The 15,220-nt window shown below is 70.8% G+C and carries 14 protein-coding genes; 9 read left to right on the top strand and 5 right to left on the bottom strand.

Annotated elements, in window-relative coordinates:
- Nucleotides 1-165 precede the first annotated feature (165 nt).
- Both ACIPY8_RS10295 and ACIPY8_RS10290 read left to right on the top strand, forming a co-directional pair.
- Nucleotides 166-3,135, top strand: a complete 2,970-nt coding sequence (locus ACIPY8_RS10295; RefSeq protein WP_400817606.1) for a hypothetical protein — start codon at nt 166-168, stop codon at nt 3,133-3,135.
- Between the two features lie 25 nt (nt 3,136-3,160).
- Nucleotides 3,161-3,643, top strand: a complete 483-nt coding sequence (locus tag ACIPY8_RS10290) for a hypothetical protein (RefSeq protein WP_400817604.1) — start codon at nt 3,161-3,163, stop codon at nt 3,641-3,643.
- A gap of 30 nt (nt 3,644-3,673) precedes the next feature.
- On the opposite strand, the gene ACIPY8_RS10285 is transcribed toward ACIPY8_RS10290, so the two are convergent.
- The 3 genes from ACIPY8_RS10285 to ACIPY8_RS10275 are packed head-to-tail and all read right to left on the bottom strand — an operon-like array spanning nt 3,674 to nt 6,438.
- Nucleotides 3,674-5,023 (bottom strand): cryptochrome/photolyase family protein, encoded by a 1,350-nt coding sequence (locus ACIPY8_RS10285; RefSeq protein ID WP_400817602.1) that lies wholly within the window; start codon nt 5,021-5,023, stop codon nt 3,674-3,676.
- Between the two features lie 38 nt (nt 5,024-5,061).
- Nucleotides 5,062-5,487, bottom strand: coding sequence for a hypothetical protein (locus tag ACIPY8_RS10280; RefSeq protein WP_400817600.1), 426 nt, complete (start codon nt 5,485-5,487; stop codon nt 5,062-5,064).
- Between the two features lie 9 nt (nt 5,488-5,496).
- Entirely contained in the window at nt 5,497-6,438 is a 942-nt protein-coding gene (locus ACIPY8_RS10275) for an alpha/beta fold hydrolase (protein WP_400817598.1), read from the bottom strand.
- A 167-nt stretch (nt 6,439-6,605) separates the two neighbouring features.
- On the opposite strand from ACIPY8_RS10275, the gene ACIPY8_RS10270 reads away from it, so the two are divergent.
- From ACIPY8_RS10270 to ACIPY8_RS10250, 5 genes are read left to right on the top strand one after another with little or no spacing between them, the layout of a single operon-like run.
- Nucleotides 6,606-7,763, top strand: a complete 1,158-nt coding sequence (locus ACIPY8_RS10270; RefSeq protein WP_400817596.1) for a sensor histidine kinase — start codon at nt 6,606-6,608, stop codon at nt 7,761-7,763.
- The gene (locus ACIPY8_RS10265; RefSeq protein WP_400817594.1) at nt 7,760-8,428 is read left to right on the top strand and encodes a response regulator; all 669 of its coding nucleotides are present in this window, start codon (nt 7,760-7,762) and stop codon (nt 8,426-8,428) included. Before ACIPY8_RS10270 ends, ACIPY8_RS10265 begins: the two co-directional genes overlap by 4 nt.
- Nucleotides 8,429-8,460: 32 nt before the next feature.
- Nucleotides 8,461-8,820 (top strand): YnfA family protein, encoded by a 360-nt coding sequence (locus tag ACIPY8_RS10260; RefSeq protein WP_400817592.1) that lies wholly within the window; start codon nt 8,461-8,463, stop codon nt 8,818-8,820.
- A gap of 46 nt (nt 8,821-8,866) precedes the next feature.
- The gene (thrS, locus tag ACIPY8_RS10255; protein ID WP_400817590.1) at nt 8,867-10,867 is read left to right on the top strand and encodes a threonine--tRNA ligase; all 2,001 of its coding nucleotides are present in this window, start codon (nt 8,867-8,869) and stop codon (nt 10,865-10,867) included.
- Nucleotides 10,864-11,412 (top strand): HIT family protein, encoded by a 549-nt coding sequence (locus tag ACIPY8_RS10250; protein WP_400817588.1) that lies wholly within the window; start codon nt 10,864-10,866, stop codon nt 11,410-11,412. The genes thrS and ACIPY8_RS10250 overlap by 4 nt, the downstream gene beginning before the upstream one ends.
- 25 nt (nt 11,413-11,437) lie before the next feature.
- On the opposite strand, the gene pdxY is transcribed toward ACIPY8_RS10250, so the two are convergent.
- Nucleotides 11,438-12,289 carry a pyridoxal kinase PdxY gene (pdxY, locus tag ACIPY8_RS10245; protein WP_400817586.1) on the bottom strand — a complete coding sequence of 284 codons (852 nt, stop codon included), beginning with the start codon at nt 12,287-12,289 and terminating at the stop codon, nt 11,438-11,440.
- A gap of 46 nt (nt 12,290-12,335) precedes the next feature.
- Complete coding sequence (locus ACIPY8_RS10240) at nt 12,336-13,643, bottom strand: aminotransferase class I/II-fold pyridoxal phosphate-dependent enzyme (protein ID WP_400817584.1); 1,308 nt, start codon at nt 13,641-13,643, stop codon at nt 12,336-12,338.
- A 77-nt stretch (nt 13,644-13,720) separates the two neighbouring features.
- Between ACIPY8_RS10240 and pdxS the strand changes: the two genes are divergently transcribed.
- Both pdxS and pdxT read left to right on the top strand, forming a co-directional pair.
- Complete coding sequence (gene pdxS, locus ACIPY8_RS10235) at nt 13,721-14,614, top strand: pyridoxal 5'-phosphate synthase lyase subunit PdxS (protein WP_400817582.1); 894 nt, start codon at nt 13,721-13,723, stop codon at nt 14,612-14,614.
- Nucleotides 14,604-15,200, top strand: a complete 597-nt coding sequence (gene pdxT, locus ACIPY8_RS10230; RefSeq protein WP_400817580.1) for a pyridoxal 5'-phosphate synthase glutaminase subunit PdxT — start codon at nt 14,604-14,606, stop codon at nt 15,198-15,200. Before pdxS ends, pdxT begins: the two co-directional genes overlap by 11 nt.
- Nucleotides 15,201-15,220 lie beyond the last annotated feature (20 nt).

Raw genomic sequence — 15,220 nt, 5'->3', positions numbered from 1 at the left:
GTGGTTGCTCCGGGGCAGACGGCGACGGCGACGGGGTCGTATGTGGTGACGCAGGCGGATGTGGATGCGGGTCGTGTGGTGAACACGGCGGTGGCGTCGGGGTCTCCGGTGCGTGGTGGGGGTTCGGTGAGTGCGACGTCGCCGGAGAGTGTGGTGGAGACGGCGGTGGCTGCGCCGTCGGTGTCGGTGACGAATGCGGGTGCTCTGGCTCCGGGGGCGACGGGCAAGGCCGGGGATGTCGTGACGTGGACGTACGTGTTGACCAACGACGGCAACGTCACCCTCGACACCGCGGCACTGACGGATGCTCTCCCGGGTGTGGGGACGCCTACCTACGTCTGGTCGGGCACGGAGGGTGTGCTCGTTCCCGGCGAGTCCGTGCGCGCGACGGCGACGTACACGTTGACGCAGGCGGATGTGGATGCCGGCAGCGTGTCGAGCCTGGTCACCGGCTCGGGCACACCGCCCAACGGCGGCGCACCGGCGACGGCGTCCGCCCCGGCGACGGTGTCGCTGGTCCCGGCGCCCGGACTCGTCTTCACGAAGACCGGCACCCTCCGGACTCCCGGATCCAACGGCGCCGGCGACGCCGTGACCTTCGACTTCCGCATCGAGAACACCGGTACCGTCACGCTCTCGGGCATCGCCGTGACGGACGACCTTGCGGGCCTCGGCGCGATCACCTTCACGTGGCCGGGGGCGTCCGGGGTCCTCGCGCCCGGACAGGCGGTGACGGGCACGGCCTCGTACACGATCTCGCAGGAGGACGTCGACCGCGGGACGGTGCAGAACACCGCGTCGGTGCGCGCGACGACGCCGTCCGGCACGGTGCTGACCTCGCGATCCACGACCGAACCGATCCCGACAGCCGACCAGGCTCCGTCGATCCGGACCGTCAAGGGCGGCTCGTTCGTCAGCGGCTCCGGTGGCGTGGGCAGCATCATCGAGTACACCTTCGACATCACGAACACCGGCAACGTGACGCTGCGCCTGATACGCCTCCAGGACGAGCTGCAGGGGCTGAGCACCCCGGACATCGACTTCCCCTCGGCGACCGGCATCCTGCCTCCGGGCGGCACGGCGAACGGCGTCGCCCGGTACACGGTCACGCAGGCGGATGTCGATGCGGGATCGATCTCGAATGTCGCGACCTCGTTCGGCACCTCGCCTCGCGGCGTGGTCGTCTCGGGCAGCTCCGCGCCGTTCGTGATGCAGACCGACGACCCCACGAACCCGGAGCAGGCGATCCGCACGACGCAGACCGCCACGCTCGCCCCGGGAGACACGGGCGTGCGCGGCGACACGATCGACTACACGTTCACGATCGAGAACACGGGGAACACGACGCTGAACGGCGTGAGCCTGACGAACACGGTCGACGGCCTCACGGGCTTCGTCTACGCGTGGCCGTCGCCGGCGAACCCGGGCCGGCTGCTCCCGGGACAGACCGTGACCGTCACGGCCGAGCATCTCATCACGCAGACCGACGTCGATGCCGGCACCGTGCGCAACGTCACGACCGGCACGGGCACGACGCCCGCGGGGGCCACGGTCACGCATAGGTCGCCCCTGACGATCGTCCCGCTCGTCGGCGGCACCGGAGTGCTGTCCGTCGAGAAGACGGGAACCCGCACGGGCGACGGCTCCCTCGGCAGCGAGATCGCCTACGAGTTCGAGGTGCGCAACACGGGTACGCTCACCCTCTCGTCGGTCGAGCTCACCGACCCGCTCGAGGGACTGTCGGACATCGCCTACGGCGCCTGGCCGTCGTCCACCGCCGGCCGCCTCGCGCCGGGCGAGGCCGTCACGGCGACCGCGACCTACACGATCCAGCAGAGCGACATCGACGCCGGAGCGGTGCGCAACACGGCATCGGCCGGCGCCTTCACGGCGGGCGGCGACGCGGTGACCGGCCAGTCTCCGGAGTCCGTCGTGCCGACGATCGGCGCTGCTCCCGCGATCGATCTCACGAAGACCCAGACGCTCGCCGACGGAGCCACCGGTCGCCCCGGGGACGTCGTCGAGTACACCTTCACGATCGAGAACACCGGCAACATCACGCTGCGCGGCATCACGCTCGCCGACGGCCAGTCTGCGCTCACCGGCCTCCGCATCACGTGGCCGGGCGTCGAGGGGGTGCTCGCACCGGGACAGACCGCGACCGCGACCGCGAGCCACACGCTCACGCAGGCCGAGGTCGACGCCGGTCTCCTCTCGTCCGTGGCGACGACCACGGGCGACGGCGGCGGGACGATCGTCCGCGACGAGGCCCCGGGGGAGACGCCGATCACCGCGGCACCCGCGCTCACGCTCGAGAAGTCCTCGACGTTCCTCGGGGCGCCTCAGCAGGGGGCCGCGGTCCGCTACCTCGTGACCGTCACCAACACCGGGAACGTCACGCTCAGCGGAGTCACCATCACCGACGACCTTCCGGGCCTCGGTGCTCCGACCGCCACGTGGCCCGGTGTACCGGGTGTCCTCGCCGCGGGCGAGTCCGCGACGGTCACGGCGGACTACGTCATCACGCTCCGCGACGTCACGCGCGGGTACATCGACAACACCGCCTCCGCAGAGGGCACGGCGCCCGACGGCGCCGTGGCGACGGGCTCCGACACCGTCCGCGTCGACGTGCCGAACGAACCGCGCATCCACCTGGGGATGAGCATCTCGGTGCAGGACGGTCAGAAGGGCTTCGCAGGAGACACGCTGATCTTCCGGTACACGGCGACGAACACCGGGACCACCATCCTCACCGGCGTCACGATCCGCGACCCCTATCCCGGGCTCTCGCCGCTGACCTACGTGTGGCCCGGTGAGCCGGGCGTGCTGCTCCCGGGGCAGAGCGTGACGGCGACCGCCACGGTCGTGATCACCCCGGCGATGGAGGGCGGCGTGGTAACGTCCCGTGCGGTGGTGTCGAGTGTCGAGGCGGAGTCCGGAGTGCCGGTGACGGACGTCGCGTCCGACACCGTGCGACTGCCCGAACCCGCACCGACCGGCCTCTTGCCGTTCACGGGCGGCGGGGACCCGCTCCCGCTCGTGGGCGGTGCGGCGGTGATCCTCCTCGGAGGACTCGTGCTCCTGCTCGTCGGCCGCCGACGCCGCACGACCAGGCCCCAGAACCTCTCCTCCTAGCGATACCGCACTGAAAGGCGACACGATGCAGATCCTCCGCACCTCCTCTCCGACCACCGCCGCACGCCGTCCGGCAGCCACGGGGGTGGTCGTCGCGGGCATCGCCGTGGCGCTGGGACTCGTGCTCACCGGATGCACGGACTCGGCGCCCGAGCCCACCCCCACTCCCACCGCCTCGGACGAGGCGCAGGCCGGAGTGACCGACATCACCGACACGCCGGGCTCCGGCGAGGGGCTCGAGGGTGCGCTCGCGGATGCCGAGGTGAAGACCTGCGAGCTCTCCGGCGACCACTGGGAGGTGGCAGGAACGGTGACCAACTCGAGCGCGGGTGCGGCCTCGTACCGGATCTACGTCTCCCTGCTCACCGAGGGCGGTGACACGCGTTCGCTCTCCCAGGTCGACGTCGACCCGATCGACGCGGGCGCGAGCGCCGACTGGAACGCCACGGTCGACGTGCAGGACGAGACCCTGGACTGCGTGCTCCGGGTGGAGCGCTACGCATCGTGACCCGGGTGCTCGGTGTGCGTCGAGCGCTCGTCACGCCTCGGTGCGGGAGGAGCGCTTGACCACGTCGTAGGCGGCGAGCGCGGCCTTGCGCGTCTCGCCGAGGTCGACGATCGGCTCGGTGGGCGCATCCGCGGCCCACTCGGAGACGTACAGGCCCTGGGCGTCGAACTTCTTCGCCTGCAGCTCCGGGTTGAACACCCGGAAGTACGGCGCGGCGTCGGCTCCCGAACCCGCGACCCACTGCCAGTTGAACGGATTGTTCGCGCCGTCGGCGTCTACCAGGGTGTCCCAGAACCACTCCTCGCCGCGGCGCCAGTCGATCAGCAGGTTCTTCACGAGGAACGATGCGGTGACCATGCGTACTCGGTTGTGCATGAACCCGGTGCGCCAGAGCTCGCGCATCCCCGCGTCCACGAGGGGGATTCCCGTCTCACCGCGCTGCCACGCCTCCAGATGCGTCGGGTGCAGGCGCGGCCACGGGAAAGCGTCGAACTCGCGGCGGAGGTTGCGCGTCGCGAGGTCGGGGAAGTGGAACGCCGTGTGCCATGCGAACTCGCGCCAGCCGACCTCCGACAGGAACCCGGAGGCGCCGTCGACCGCCACCGCCTCGTGCCAGACCGTGAAGGGGCTGAGCTCCCCCCAGCGCAGGCGCGGCGACAGCAGTGACGTCGCGCCCGCCGAGGGCTCGTCGCGTGCCCGGTCGTACTTCGGCAGGTCGTCGTGGAGGAACTCGTGCAGGCGCTCGCGCGCAGCCGCCTCCCCGGGCACCCAGGTCTCCCGCAGACCTTCAGCCCAGTCGGGTCGCGTGGGGAGCAGCCCCCAGGCGTCGAGGTCGTCGGACGTCGGGCCCCCGGGGAGACCGTGGAGGGTGCGCGGGGCGGGGAGGGGAGCACGGGGAGCGGGGAGGGCTCGGCACGCTCTCCAGAACGGCGTGAAGACCGAGAAGTGCGTCCCCGCGCCCGTCGTCACGGTCCACGGCTCGTGGAGCAGGGATCCGGCGAAGGACACCACCTCGCGGTCGTCCTCGCGCAGAGCGGTCTTGATCGCGGTGTCCACGTCGCGCTCGGCCCCGCCGTACCGACGGTTCCAGAAGATCGCCCCGGCGCCGCACTCGGAGACCACCTGGCGCACGACCTGTTCGGCCGCACCGCGGCGGAGCACGAGCGTCGCGCCGAGGGCGTCGAGCTTCTCCGCGAGGGACGCCAGCGAGTGGTGCAGCCACCAGCGTGCCGCGCCTCCCAGCGGGCGGATGCCGGACGACTCCTCGTCGAGCACGAAGAGCGCGACGATCGGCTCGTCGCGGTCGATCGCCGCGCGCAGCGCCGGGTTGTCGGCGACCCGGAGGTCGTCGCGGAACCACACGAGTGAGGGGGAGGCCATGACCTCATTGTCCCGCGGAACGGCGCGGACTCCGACTCTCAGCGGCGCCCTCGACGGCGGCGGCTCCGAGCGGTACGATTCCGATCCCCCCGCGTCGACCACACCGCCCACGCGACGAGCACGGGTTGGAGGAGGAGCCGGACGAATCGGCGTCGGTCGGTGTCGAGGCCGGGTGCCGAACGGCCGGTGCGCCACTGATGCACGTTGCCCGGGAAGACCGCGACGAAGAACGCGGCTGTCGCGACTCCCACGCGGGCACGCTCCTTCGGAAGGCCGACGAGCGCGGCGGCGAGGGCGAGCTCGACCACGCCCGACGCGACGACGATCGTGTCCTTGTCGAGGCGCGTGACCCGGGTCGCCCAGTCCGGGACGACCAGGCGGAATCCGCGCGTGCTGGCGAAGTGCATGACGCCGGCCGCGGCGAGGAGTGCCGCGAGTGTCCAGCGGAGCGCGTCTCTGAGCATCCCGCCACGCTACCCGAGTCGCTGCCGCCAGTCCCGGAACGTCGCGGCGAGCTCGGCGGAGTGCGTGTGATGCAGATAGTGACCGCCGTCGATCGGCGCCACCGTGCCGTCGTCGACCGTGGCCGCCTGATGCTCGTGCAGGGCGAGCCAGTCCGGATTGTGGAGGTTGTCGGCCTCGGTGAACAGGAGCAGCGGGAGGTCGGCGGGGAAGGTCGCGTCCGCGGCCTCCGCGAAGTTCGTGCGGATGCGATCCATCTCGTCGAGGTAGGTCGGCTCGAGGGAGGTGCGGTGGGAGATGAGCCGCATCTGCTCCCGATCCGCGGCCGTGTACTCCTCCGATCGGTCGTCGTCGTCGCCGCCGCCGCCGGACAGCAGGCGGACGAGTCCGAGATCCTTCGCGGCTCCGAGCAGCCCGACCGGGAACACGGTGTCCATGTTCGGCTGACCGGGGACGCTCGTGTCGATCCCCACGAACGCGGTGACCTCCTCGCGGTAGCGGTGCGTGTACTCGATCGCGTAGAGGCCCGCGATGGAGTGCCCCATCAGGACGTACCGGTCGACGTCGAGCTGCTGCAGCGCCGTGTGCACCTCGGAGACGATGTTCGCGGTGGTCCGCGGCCGGTCCGTGCCGTCGCTCAGTCCGTAGCCGAAAGGCTCGACGACGATCACGCGGTGGTCGGCCGCGAGGTCCTCGACCAGCGGGCCGAAGTCGAGCACGGGAGAGGCCGTGCCGAATCCCGGGAGGAGGACCACGTCCTCCGGACCCGAGCCGGCGACCAGCACGTTCATCTCCCGTCCGTCGACGGTCACGGTGCGGCCGTAGGGCACGATGCGGTCCTGCTCCTGGGCGGTCGCGACGGCGTTCGCGATCGACGTGGTGGTGAGTCCGACCGCGAGCACGCCGACCACGGCGGTCCCGGTGATGAGCAGTCGTCTGACGGATTTCCTCATGGTGTCCTTCCGGGTGCGCGGCGGATGACGGCGCCCACCCTCCACTGTCCGCGGACGTCGTCGCACGCGCATCGCCCCGGCGCGGTGTTCGGGATACCGCATCCGCAGTAGTGCGAGTCGTACCGCGGGAGGATCCGGCAGCGGGACACTCGCGGAATACTGGATGCATGGCGAGACGGGGCACGGTGTGGAGCGGCCCCCGGATCCGCGACGCGGTCGCGGTCCTGCTCGTGGCACTGTTCGCGCTGCTCCCGTTCCCCGACGAGACCTACCGCGCGCGCGGTGCGCTGCTCATCCCGGCGCTGCTGCCCGTGGTGGCGGTCCTCATCCGTCGCCGCGTTCCGTTGATCGCCGTGGGGCTCGCCGCGGCGTGCCTGAGCGTTCTCGCATCCGTCGGCATCCTCGCGCCGAGTGCGCTGCTCGCGCTCTCGATCTGCGCGTTCGCCGTGGTCGACCTGCACGGTCGTGGAGTCGGACTCAGCACGGTGATCGCGGCGTGCGGCATCGCCTTCGCCGCCAACGGGGTCGCCCTCGACGGCGCCTTCTTCGACACCACGGCACTGCAGTTCGTGCTGCTCGTCGCGCTGGGCGGGGCGCTCGGCGACGCCACACGGTCACGGCGGGAGTTCGCCGCGGCCATGACCGAGCGGGCCGAGCAGGCGGAGCGGACGAGGGACGACGAGGCGCGCCGCCGCGTCGCGGAGGAGCGCGTCCGCATCGCCCGGGACCTCCACGACGTGGTGGCGCACCAGATCGCCGTGATCAGCCTGAACGCGGGTGTCGCGTCGTCGGCGCTCAGCGAACGTCCCGAGCGCGCGAGGGAGGCCCTCACCACCGTGCGGCAGGCGTCACGCACCGTGCTCACCGACATCGGCGGGTTGCTGTCGATGCTGCGTGCGGACGACCACGATGCGGATGATCCGCTCGCTCCGGCCGGTGGTCTCGCCGACCTCGACGCGCTCGTCGCGCGGTTCCGGCGCGCGGGACTGCGTCTCGATGTGCGGATGCCGGACGCGCTGCCGCCCCTCTCGCCGGCTCGCGACCGCGTCGCCCACCTCGTCATCCAGGAGGCGCTGACGAACGTGCACAAGCACGGTACGGGCCGGGCGGCGACCGTCGCCGTGCGATCCGCGCCCGACGCGGTGCTGATCGGGGTGGCGAACCCCGTCGTCGCCACGATCTCGACGGAGGTGCGCAGCGGTCACGGTCTGCGCGGGCTGCGCGAGCGCGTCGCCGCCGTCCGCGGAGATCTGCGGATGTCGACGGGCGGAGGCGTGTTCTCGCTCGAGGCGCGACTGCCCGTGGAACCGGAGCACGCGGCGTGAGCGTGTCGGTGCTCGTGGTCGACGACCAGCCGCTGGTGCGTCACGCCGTGCGCGACATCCTCGCCGACGGCGGGCTGGTCGTCGCGGGCGAGGCGGCGACCGGCGCCCAGGCCGTCGAGCTCGCACGTGCCCTGGAACCCGACGTCGTGCTCATGGACATCCGGATGCCGGTGCTCGACGGCATCGCGGCCACCGCGCGCATCACGGCGGCCGCGGACGCCGCGGGTCAGGCGTCGCCGCGGGTCCTCATCCTCACGACGTTCGAGGATGACGAGAACGTCGTCGCGGCGCTCCGCGCCGGCGCCAGCGGATTCCTCGGCAAGGGGGCGGACCCCGACGAGATCGTGCGCGGCGTGCTGACGGTGCACCGTGGCGACGCGCTGCTCTCCGCGGCGGCGACCAGGACCGTGATCGAGAGGTCGTTGCGCGGCGTCGACGCGCAGACCGACGAGTCCGCCGTCGTCGCGCTGACGGCGCGCGAACGCGAGGTGCTGGTTCTCGTGGCCACGGGGTCGACGAACCACGACATCGCCCATCGGCTCACCATCTCGCCGCACACGGCCAAGACGCACGTGAACCGCATCATGACGAAGACGGGCTCCCGCGATCGCGCCCAGCTCGTGATCCTCGCCTACGAGTCCGGGCTCGTCGTCCCCGGCGCCTGATCGCTCGGCGTCGGCTCTGCGACACTGAGTCCATGACCGTGTTCCGCATCAGCATCCTCTTCGTGCTCGCCGCCGCCGCAGAGATCGGCGGGGCCTGGTTGATCTGGCAGTCGGTCAAGGAGAACCGCGGATGGATGTTCGCGGTGCTGGGGGTGATGGCTCTGGGCGCGTACGGCTTCCTCGCCGCCCTGCAGCCCGATGCGCATTTCGGGCGTGTTCTCGCCTCGTACGGAGGGATCTTCATCGCGGGCTCGCTCGCCTGGGGGATCATCGTGGACGGCTTCAAGCCCACCGTGTGGGACTGGGTAGGCTCGATCGTCGCGCTCGTCGGCGCGGCGATCATCATCCTCGCGCCGGCGGCGTCCGCCGCGACGTCGGAGGGCGGCGTCTAGCGGTCGGGACCGCCCGCTCATGCGAGTAGCCTGGACCGAGACCCAGATGGAGTGTTCCGTGCCTGAAAATGCCCAGCCGAAAGACGGCTTCGCCCTGTTCTCCGACCGAAACGTCGTCGCGATGCGCGTCAACGGCGATCTCAAGGACCTCGCCGCGACGATCACCGACACCGACGAGGTCGAGCCGGTCACGATCGACAGCCCCGACGGGCTGAACATCCTCCGGCACTCGGCGGCGCACGTGCTGGCGCAGGCGGTGCAGCGCATCAACCCGCAGGCGAACCTCGGCATCGGGCCGCCCATCACCGACGGCTTCTACTACGACTTCGGCGTCGAGACGCCGTTCACGCCCGAGGACATCAAGGCCATCACCAAGGAGATGCAGCGCATCGTCCGCGAGGGGCAGCGCTTCGTCCGTCGCGTCGTGACGGACGAGGAGGCGCGCGCTGAACTGGCCGACGAGCCGTTCAAGCTCGAGCTCATCGGGCTCAAGGGCGGCAAGGAGGCGGCCGAGGGCGCTTCCGTCGAGGTCGGCGAGGGCGAGCTCACCATCTACGACAACACGACCCGCGACGGCGAGGTCGTCTGGAAGGACCTCTGCCGCGGCCCGCACCTGCCCAACACCCGCATGATCGGCAACGGCTGGGACCTCACCCGCATCGCCGCGGCGTACTGGCGCGGGAGCGAGAAGAATCCTCAGCTGCAGCGCATCTACGGCACGGCGTGGCCGTCGAAGGACGAGCTGCGCGCCTACCAGCACCGGCTGGAGGAGGCCGCCAAGCGCGACCACCGGCGTCTGGGCAAGGAGCTCGACCTGTTCTCGTTCCCCGAGGAGATCGGCTCGGGGCTGTCGGTCTGGCACCCTCGCGGCGGCATCGTGCGCGGTGAGATGGAGCAGCACGCGCGCAAGCGCCACATCGAGGGCGGCTACACCTACGTGTACACGCCGCACATCTCGAAGGAGGACCTCTTCCTCACCTCGAACCACCTCGTGACGTACAAGGAGGGCATGTACCCGCCGATCGTCATGGACGAGGAGCGCGACGACGAGGGCAACATCACCAAGCAGGGCCAGGACTACTACCTGAAGCCGATGAACTGCCCGATGCACATCCTCATCTACAAGGAGCGCGCCCGCAGCTACCGCGACCTGCCGCTGCGTTTCGCGGAGAACGGCACGGTCTACCGCAACGAGCTCTCGGGCGCCCTGCACGGGCTCACCCGTGTGCGCGGGTTCACCCAGGACGACTCGCACCTGTTCGTCACGCCGGATCAGCTGGAGGGCGAGGTCTCGAAGGTCCTCGATTTCATCCTCTCGATGCTGCGCGACTTCGGCCTCACGGACTTCGAGCTCGAGCTCTCGATGAAGGACGACGAGAAGTCGAAGTGGATCGGCTCCGACGAGTTCTGGGAGTCGTCGACCGATGCGCTGCGTCGCGTCGCCGTGGCCTCGGGGCTGAAGCTCACCGAGGTTCCCGGCGAGGCCGCGTTCTACGGGCCGAAGATCGACCTCAAGACGCGCGACGCGATCGGCCGCACATGGCAGCTCTCGACCGTGCAGGTCGACCCCAACCTGCCCGAGCGCTTCGACCTCGAGTTCATGGACAAGGACGGCCAGAAGAAGCGGCCGATCATGATCCACCGTGCGCTGTTCGGCTCGATCGAGCGGTTCTTCGCGATCCTGCTCGAGCACTACGCCGGCGACTTCCCGGTGTGGCTCTCGCCCGTGCAGGTCGTGGGCATCCCCGTGGCCGAGGACTTCGCCGACTACCTGGGCGACGTGATCCGCACGCTGCGCGACGCCGGTGTGCGCGCCGAGCTCGACACGTCCGACGACCGCATGCAGAAGAAGATCCGCACGCACACGACGGGCAAGGTCCCGCTGCTGCTGATCGCGGGGGAGAAGGACCGCGACGCCGGCACGGTCTCGTTCCGCTACCGTGACGGCACGCAGGAGAACGGCGTGCCGATCGCCGATGCCGTCTCGCGCATCCGCGCCGCGATCGCCGACCACACCCTGGTGCAGACCGCCGGGGACCTGGCGTGACCGACGAGCACTCCTCCGTCGAGGACGCCGGTCTGCTGGCCGGCGTCCCCGACGAGTTCCAGCGGCTGTGGACCCCGCATCGGATGGCGTACATCCAGGCGGGGCCGGAGCCGCTGCGCGAGGAGTGCCCGTTCTGCGAGGCGCCGAAGCACCCGGATGCGGAGCGACTGATCGTCGCGCGCGGCGAGACCGCCTACGTGCTGCTGAACCTGTTCCCGTACAACTCGGGACACCTGCTCGTGTGCCCCTACCGCCACATCGCGACCTATGACCAGGCCACGCCCGAGGAGGTCGCCGAGATCGGGGCGCTCACTCAGATCGGGATGCGCGTGCTGCGCGAGGTGTCGCACTGCGACGGCTTCAACCTGGGCATGAATCAGGGCGTGGTCGCGGGCGCGGGCGTCGACGGCCATCTTCACCAGCACGTCGTGCCGCGGTGGAAGTCGGATGCGAACTTCTTCCCGATCATCGCGAAGACCAAGGCGCTGCCGCAGCTTCTCGGCGAGGTGCGCGAGGCGGTGGCGGCCGCCTGGCCGAAGGACTGATGCGCGGTTCAGCGCCCGGGGCGACTCAGCGCACCTGACGCGCTGCGAACTGCATCCGCGGGTGCGCGTAGAACTCCTGCGCCTCGACGAGCTGCAGCTCCCGAGCACCGGACTCGAGGGTCAGGCTGAGCAGGTCGAACACGCTCGACGCCGTGCGCTCGAGGGCGAGCTTCGCGTCGCCGGTCTCGACGTAGTGCGCCGTGAAGAGCGCCGCGGTGACGTCGCCCGATCCGTTGGCCTTCATGGGCAGACGGGGGGTCTGCACGACCCACGCTCCGCGCGCATCCGCGACGAGCATCTCGATCGTGCCCTCCTCGCGATCGGGGCGCTCGACGCTCGTGACGAGCACCGTGCTCGGACCCATGGCCATCGCCAGGTCGACCGAGGCGAGCGTGGACTCGAGCGTGTCGGGCTCGGTCTCGGTGAGGAACCCGAGCTCGAACTGATTCGGCGTGATGATGTCGGCCGCGGGGACGACCTTCTCGCGCAGCAGCACCGGGATAGCCGGGGCGACGAAGCAGCCGGACTTCGCGTTGCCCATCACGGGGTCGCACGCGTACACGGCGCTCGGGTTCGCGGCCTTGACGCGGGCGACGGCGTCGATGATGACGTCGCCGATGCCCTCTCCGCCCTGGTATCCGCTGAGCACGGCGTCGATCCCGGGGAACGCCTCGCGCTCCTCGATACCGGTGATGACCTCGCGCACGTCGTCGGGGGAGATCATCGGACCGCGCCAGGCGCCGTAGCCCGTGTGGTTCGAGAAGTTCACGGTGTACACCGGCAGCACCTCGACGCCGATGCGCTGCATCGGGAACACGGCGGCGGAGTTGCCGACGTGCCCGTAGGCGACGGCGGACTGGATGGAGAGGACCTTCATTCCCCGATCCTTTCGGTGAGGGCGGGCGCGTGCCCGCGGCGGTTGGTCATCGCGTGGCCGCGACGAGGTCGGTGACGAGCGTCGCCGCGTCGTCGTCGGACAGATCGTGCACCGTGAGGCGCAGGTGGTGCGACGGGGCGGCGCGCTCGTCGAGGGCGAACTCGTCGCCGGTGCGGGCCAGCCATCCTCGGCGCATGAGCCGTTCGGCCACGAGCCTCGCGGGCCGGGGCAGCGCGATCCACAGGCTCAGCCCGTCGGTCTGCGGAGCGTCGAGCCCGGCGTCGCGGAGACGCTCCGCGAAGCGCTCGTTGCGCTCGGCGTAGTGCTCACGGGCGGCGGCGATCGTCGCAGCCGCCTCGGGGTCGGTCAACTGCGTGAGGGTGAGGCGCTGGAGCAGGTGGCTGACCCACGTGGTGCCCGGACTCAGGCGCATCGCCAGGCGCTCGGCCGTGGTGGGATCCGTTGCGGCCACCGCGAGACACATGTCGGGTCCGAGGAACTTCGAGACCGAGCGGACGAGCGCGTAGCGGCGGTGGCCGGGGCCGATCAGGCTCTCGTAGGGGCGGCCCGAGAGCATCGAGAAGTGGTCGTCCTCGATGAGCAGCACGTAGGGGTGGTCGGCGAGCACGGCCCGCAGCGCGGCCGCGCGCTCGGCGGTGAGGCTCGCACCGGTGGGGTTCTGCGCCCGCGGCGTGCAGATGATCGCGCGGACACCGGCGTCGAGCGCGGCGCGGAGCCCGTCGACGGTCATGCCCTGCTCGTCGACGGGCACCGGGACGGCACGATAGCCGCCGAGACGGACGGTGTGGATGCTCGCCAGGAAGCACGGGTCCTCGAGGGCGACCGCGTCGTCGCGCATGAGCGCCTGTGCGAGGAGCCGCTCCACGGCGTCGACGGCGCCGCTCGTGATCGTGATGCGGAAGTCGTCCACGACGAGGTCTCGGGCGACCCAGTCGTGGGCCCAGGCCTCGAGGCCGCGGTCGATCACGGGCTCGCCGTAGAGGACGGGGCGTCCGGTGACGGTGGCGAGGGCGTTCGACGGGTCGGGGATCAGGCGCGCGTCGGGGTTGCCGGTGCCGACGTCGCGGAGCACGGTGTCCGCGGCGTATCCCTCCTGCGCGACGCTCTCGTGTCCGGCGATCACGGTGCCGGCGCGGCCGCGCGAGACGACGAGCCCTGCCTGAGCGAGCTGACGATACGCGGCGACGGCCGTGTTGCGGTTGACGCCCAGGGTGGAGGCGAGCTCGCGGACCGGGGGGAGAGGGCTGCCGACGCCGAGGATCCCGCGGTCGCGGAGGTCGCGCACGCTGTCGGCGATGTCGGCCGCGGTGGTTCCGGTGATCTGGTCGCTCATGTGTCCTCGTGTCGATTCTAGGTCGTTCCGGACAGTGCTATCGTTTGGCCTAGATCAAAACCCGACAGGAGTCAGTCATGGCCGAGAACCCCACCACCGGATCGTCGCGCGTCAAGCGCGGTCTCGCGGAGATGCTCAAGGGCGGCGTCATCATGGACGTCGTGACCGCCGAGCAGGCGAAGATCGCCGAGGATGCCGGCGCGGTCGCCGTCATGGCGCTCGAGCGCGTCCCCGCGGACATCCGCGCCCAGGGCGGTGTCTCGCGCATGAGCGACCCCGACATGATCGACAGCATCATCGACGCCGTGTCGATCCCGGTGATGGCGAAGGCGCGCATCGGCCATTTCGTCGAGGCCCAGGTGCTGCAGGAGCTCGGCGTCGACTACATCGACGAGTCCGAGGTGCTGTCGCCCGCCGACTACGTCAACCACATCGACAAGTTCGGTTTCACGGTGCCGTTCGTGTGCGGGGCCACGAACCTCGGCGAAGCGCTGCGCCGCATCAACGAGGGTGCGGCGATGATCCGCTCCAAGGGCGAGGCCGGCACGGGCGACGTGTCGGAGGCGATGAAGCACATCCGGAAGATCCGCGGTGAGATCGCCGCGCTGACGGCGCTGCCCAAGGACGAGCTCTTCGTCGCGGCGAAGGAGCTGCAGGCGCCCTACGAGCTCGTGGCCGAGATCGCCGAGACCGGCAAGCTCCCCGTCGTGCTGTTCGTCGCGGGCGGGGTCGCGACGCCGGCCGACGCCGCGATGATGATGCAGTTGGGCGCGGACGGCGTGTTCGTCGGATCGGGCATCTTCAAGTCCGGCAACCCCGCCGAGCGCGCCAAGGCCATCGTTAAGGCCACGACCTTCTACGACGACGCCAAGGTCATCGCCGAGGTGTCCCGCGGTCTGGGCGAGGCCATGGTCGGGATCAACGTGTCTGATCTGCCCGCGCCGCACCGCCTCGCCGAGCGTGGCTGGTAGTCCCCGCGTCGGCGTCCTGTCCCTGCAGGGCGACGTGCGCGAGCACGCCGCCCTGCTCGAGGGACTCGGGGCGGAGGTCGCCCTCGTGCGACGCCCCGGTGAGCTGGAGGCGGTCGACGGGCTGGTGATCCCGGGTGGCGAGTCGAGTGTGATCGACAAGCTGTCCCGTCTGTTCGGTATGCAGGAGCCGATCCGGGCCGCGATCCGCGACGGGATGCCCGTGCTCGGCACGTGCGCCGGCCTCATCATGCTGGCGGACCGCCTGGTGGACGCGATCGACGGGCAGGAGTCGTTCGGCGGACTCGATGTCACCGTGCGGCGCAACGCCTTCGGTCGTCAGGTCGAGTCCTTCGAAGCGGATCTCGACGTTCCCGCGCTCGGCGGCGAGCCGGTGCATGCCGCGTTCATCCGCGGGCCGGTGGTCGAGAGCGTCGGCCCCGCGGCATCCGTCCTGGCGTCGCTCGACGACGGCCGCGTCGTCGCGGTCGAGCAGGGAGCCCTGCTCGGTCTGAGCTTCCACCCCGAGATCACGGGGGAGACCCGGTTCCATCGGCGCTTCCTCGATCGGGTGCTCGCGCGCGGCTGACTCGGCGCTCCGGAAGGGCC

The sequence above is a fragment of the Microbacterium sp. NPDC089696 genome, assembly GCF_044749125.1.
Lineage (GTDB): Bacteria > Actinomycetota > Actinomycetes > Actinomycetales > Microbacteriaceae > Microbacterium.
This window is presented reverse-complemented; position numbering and strand designations above follow the sequence as displayed.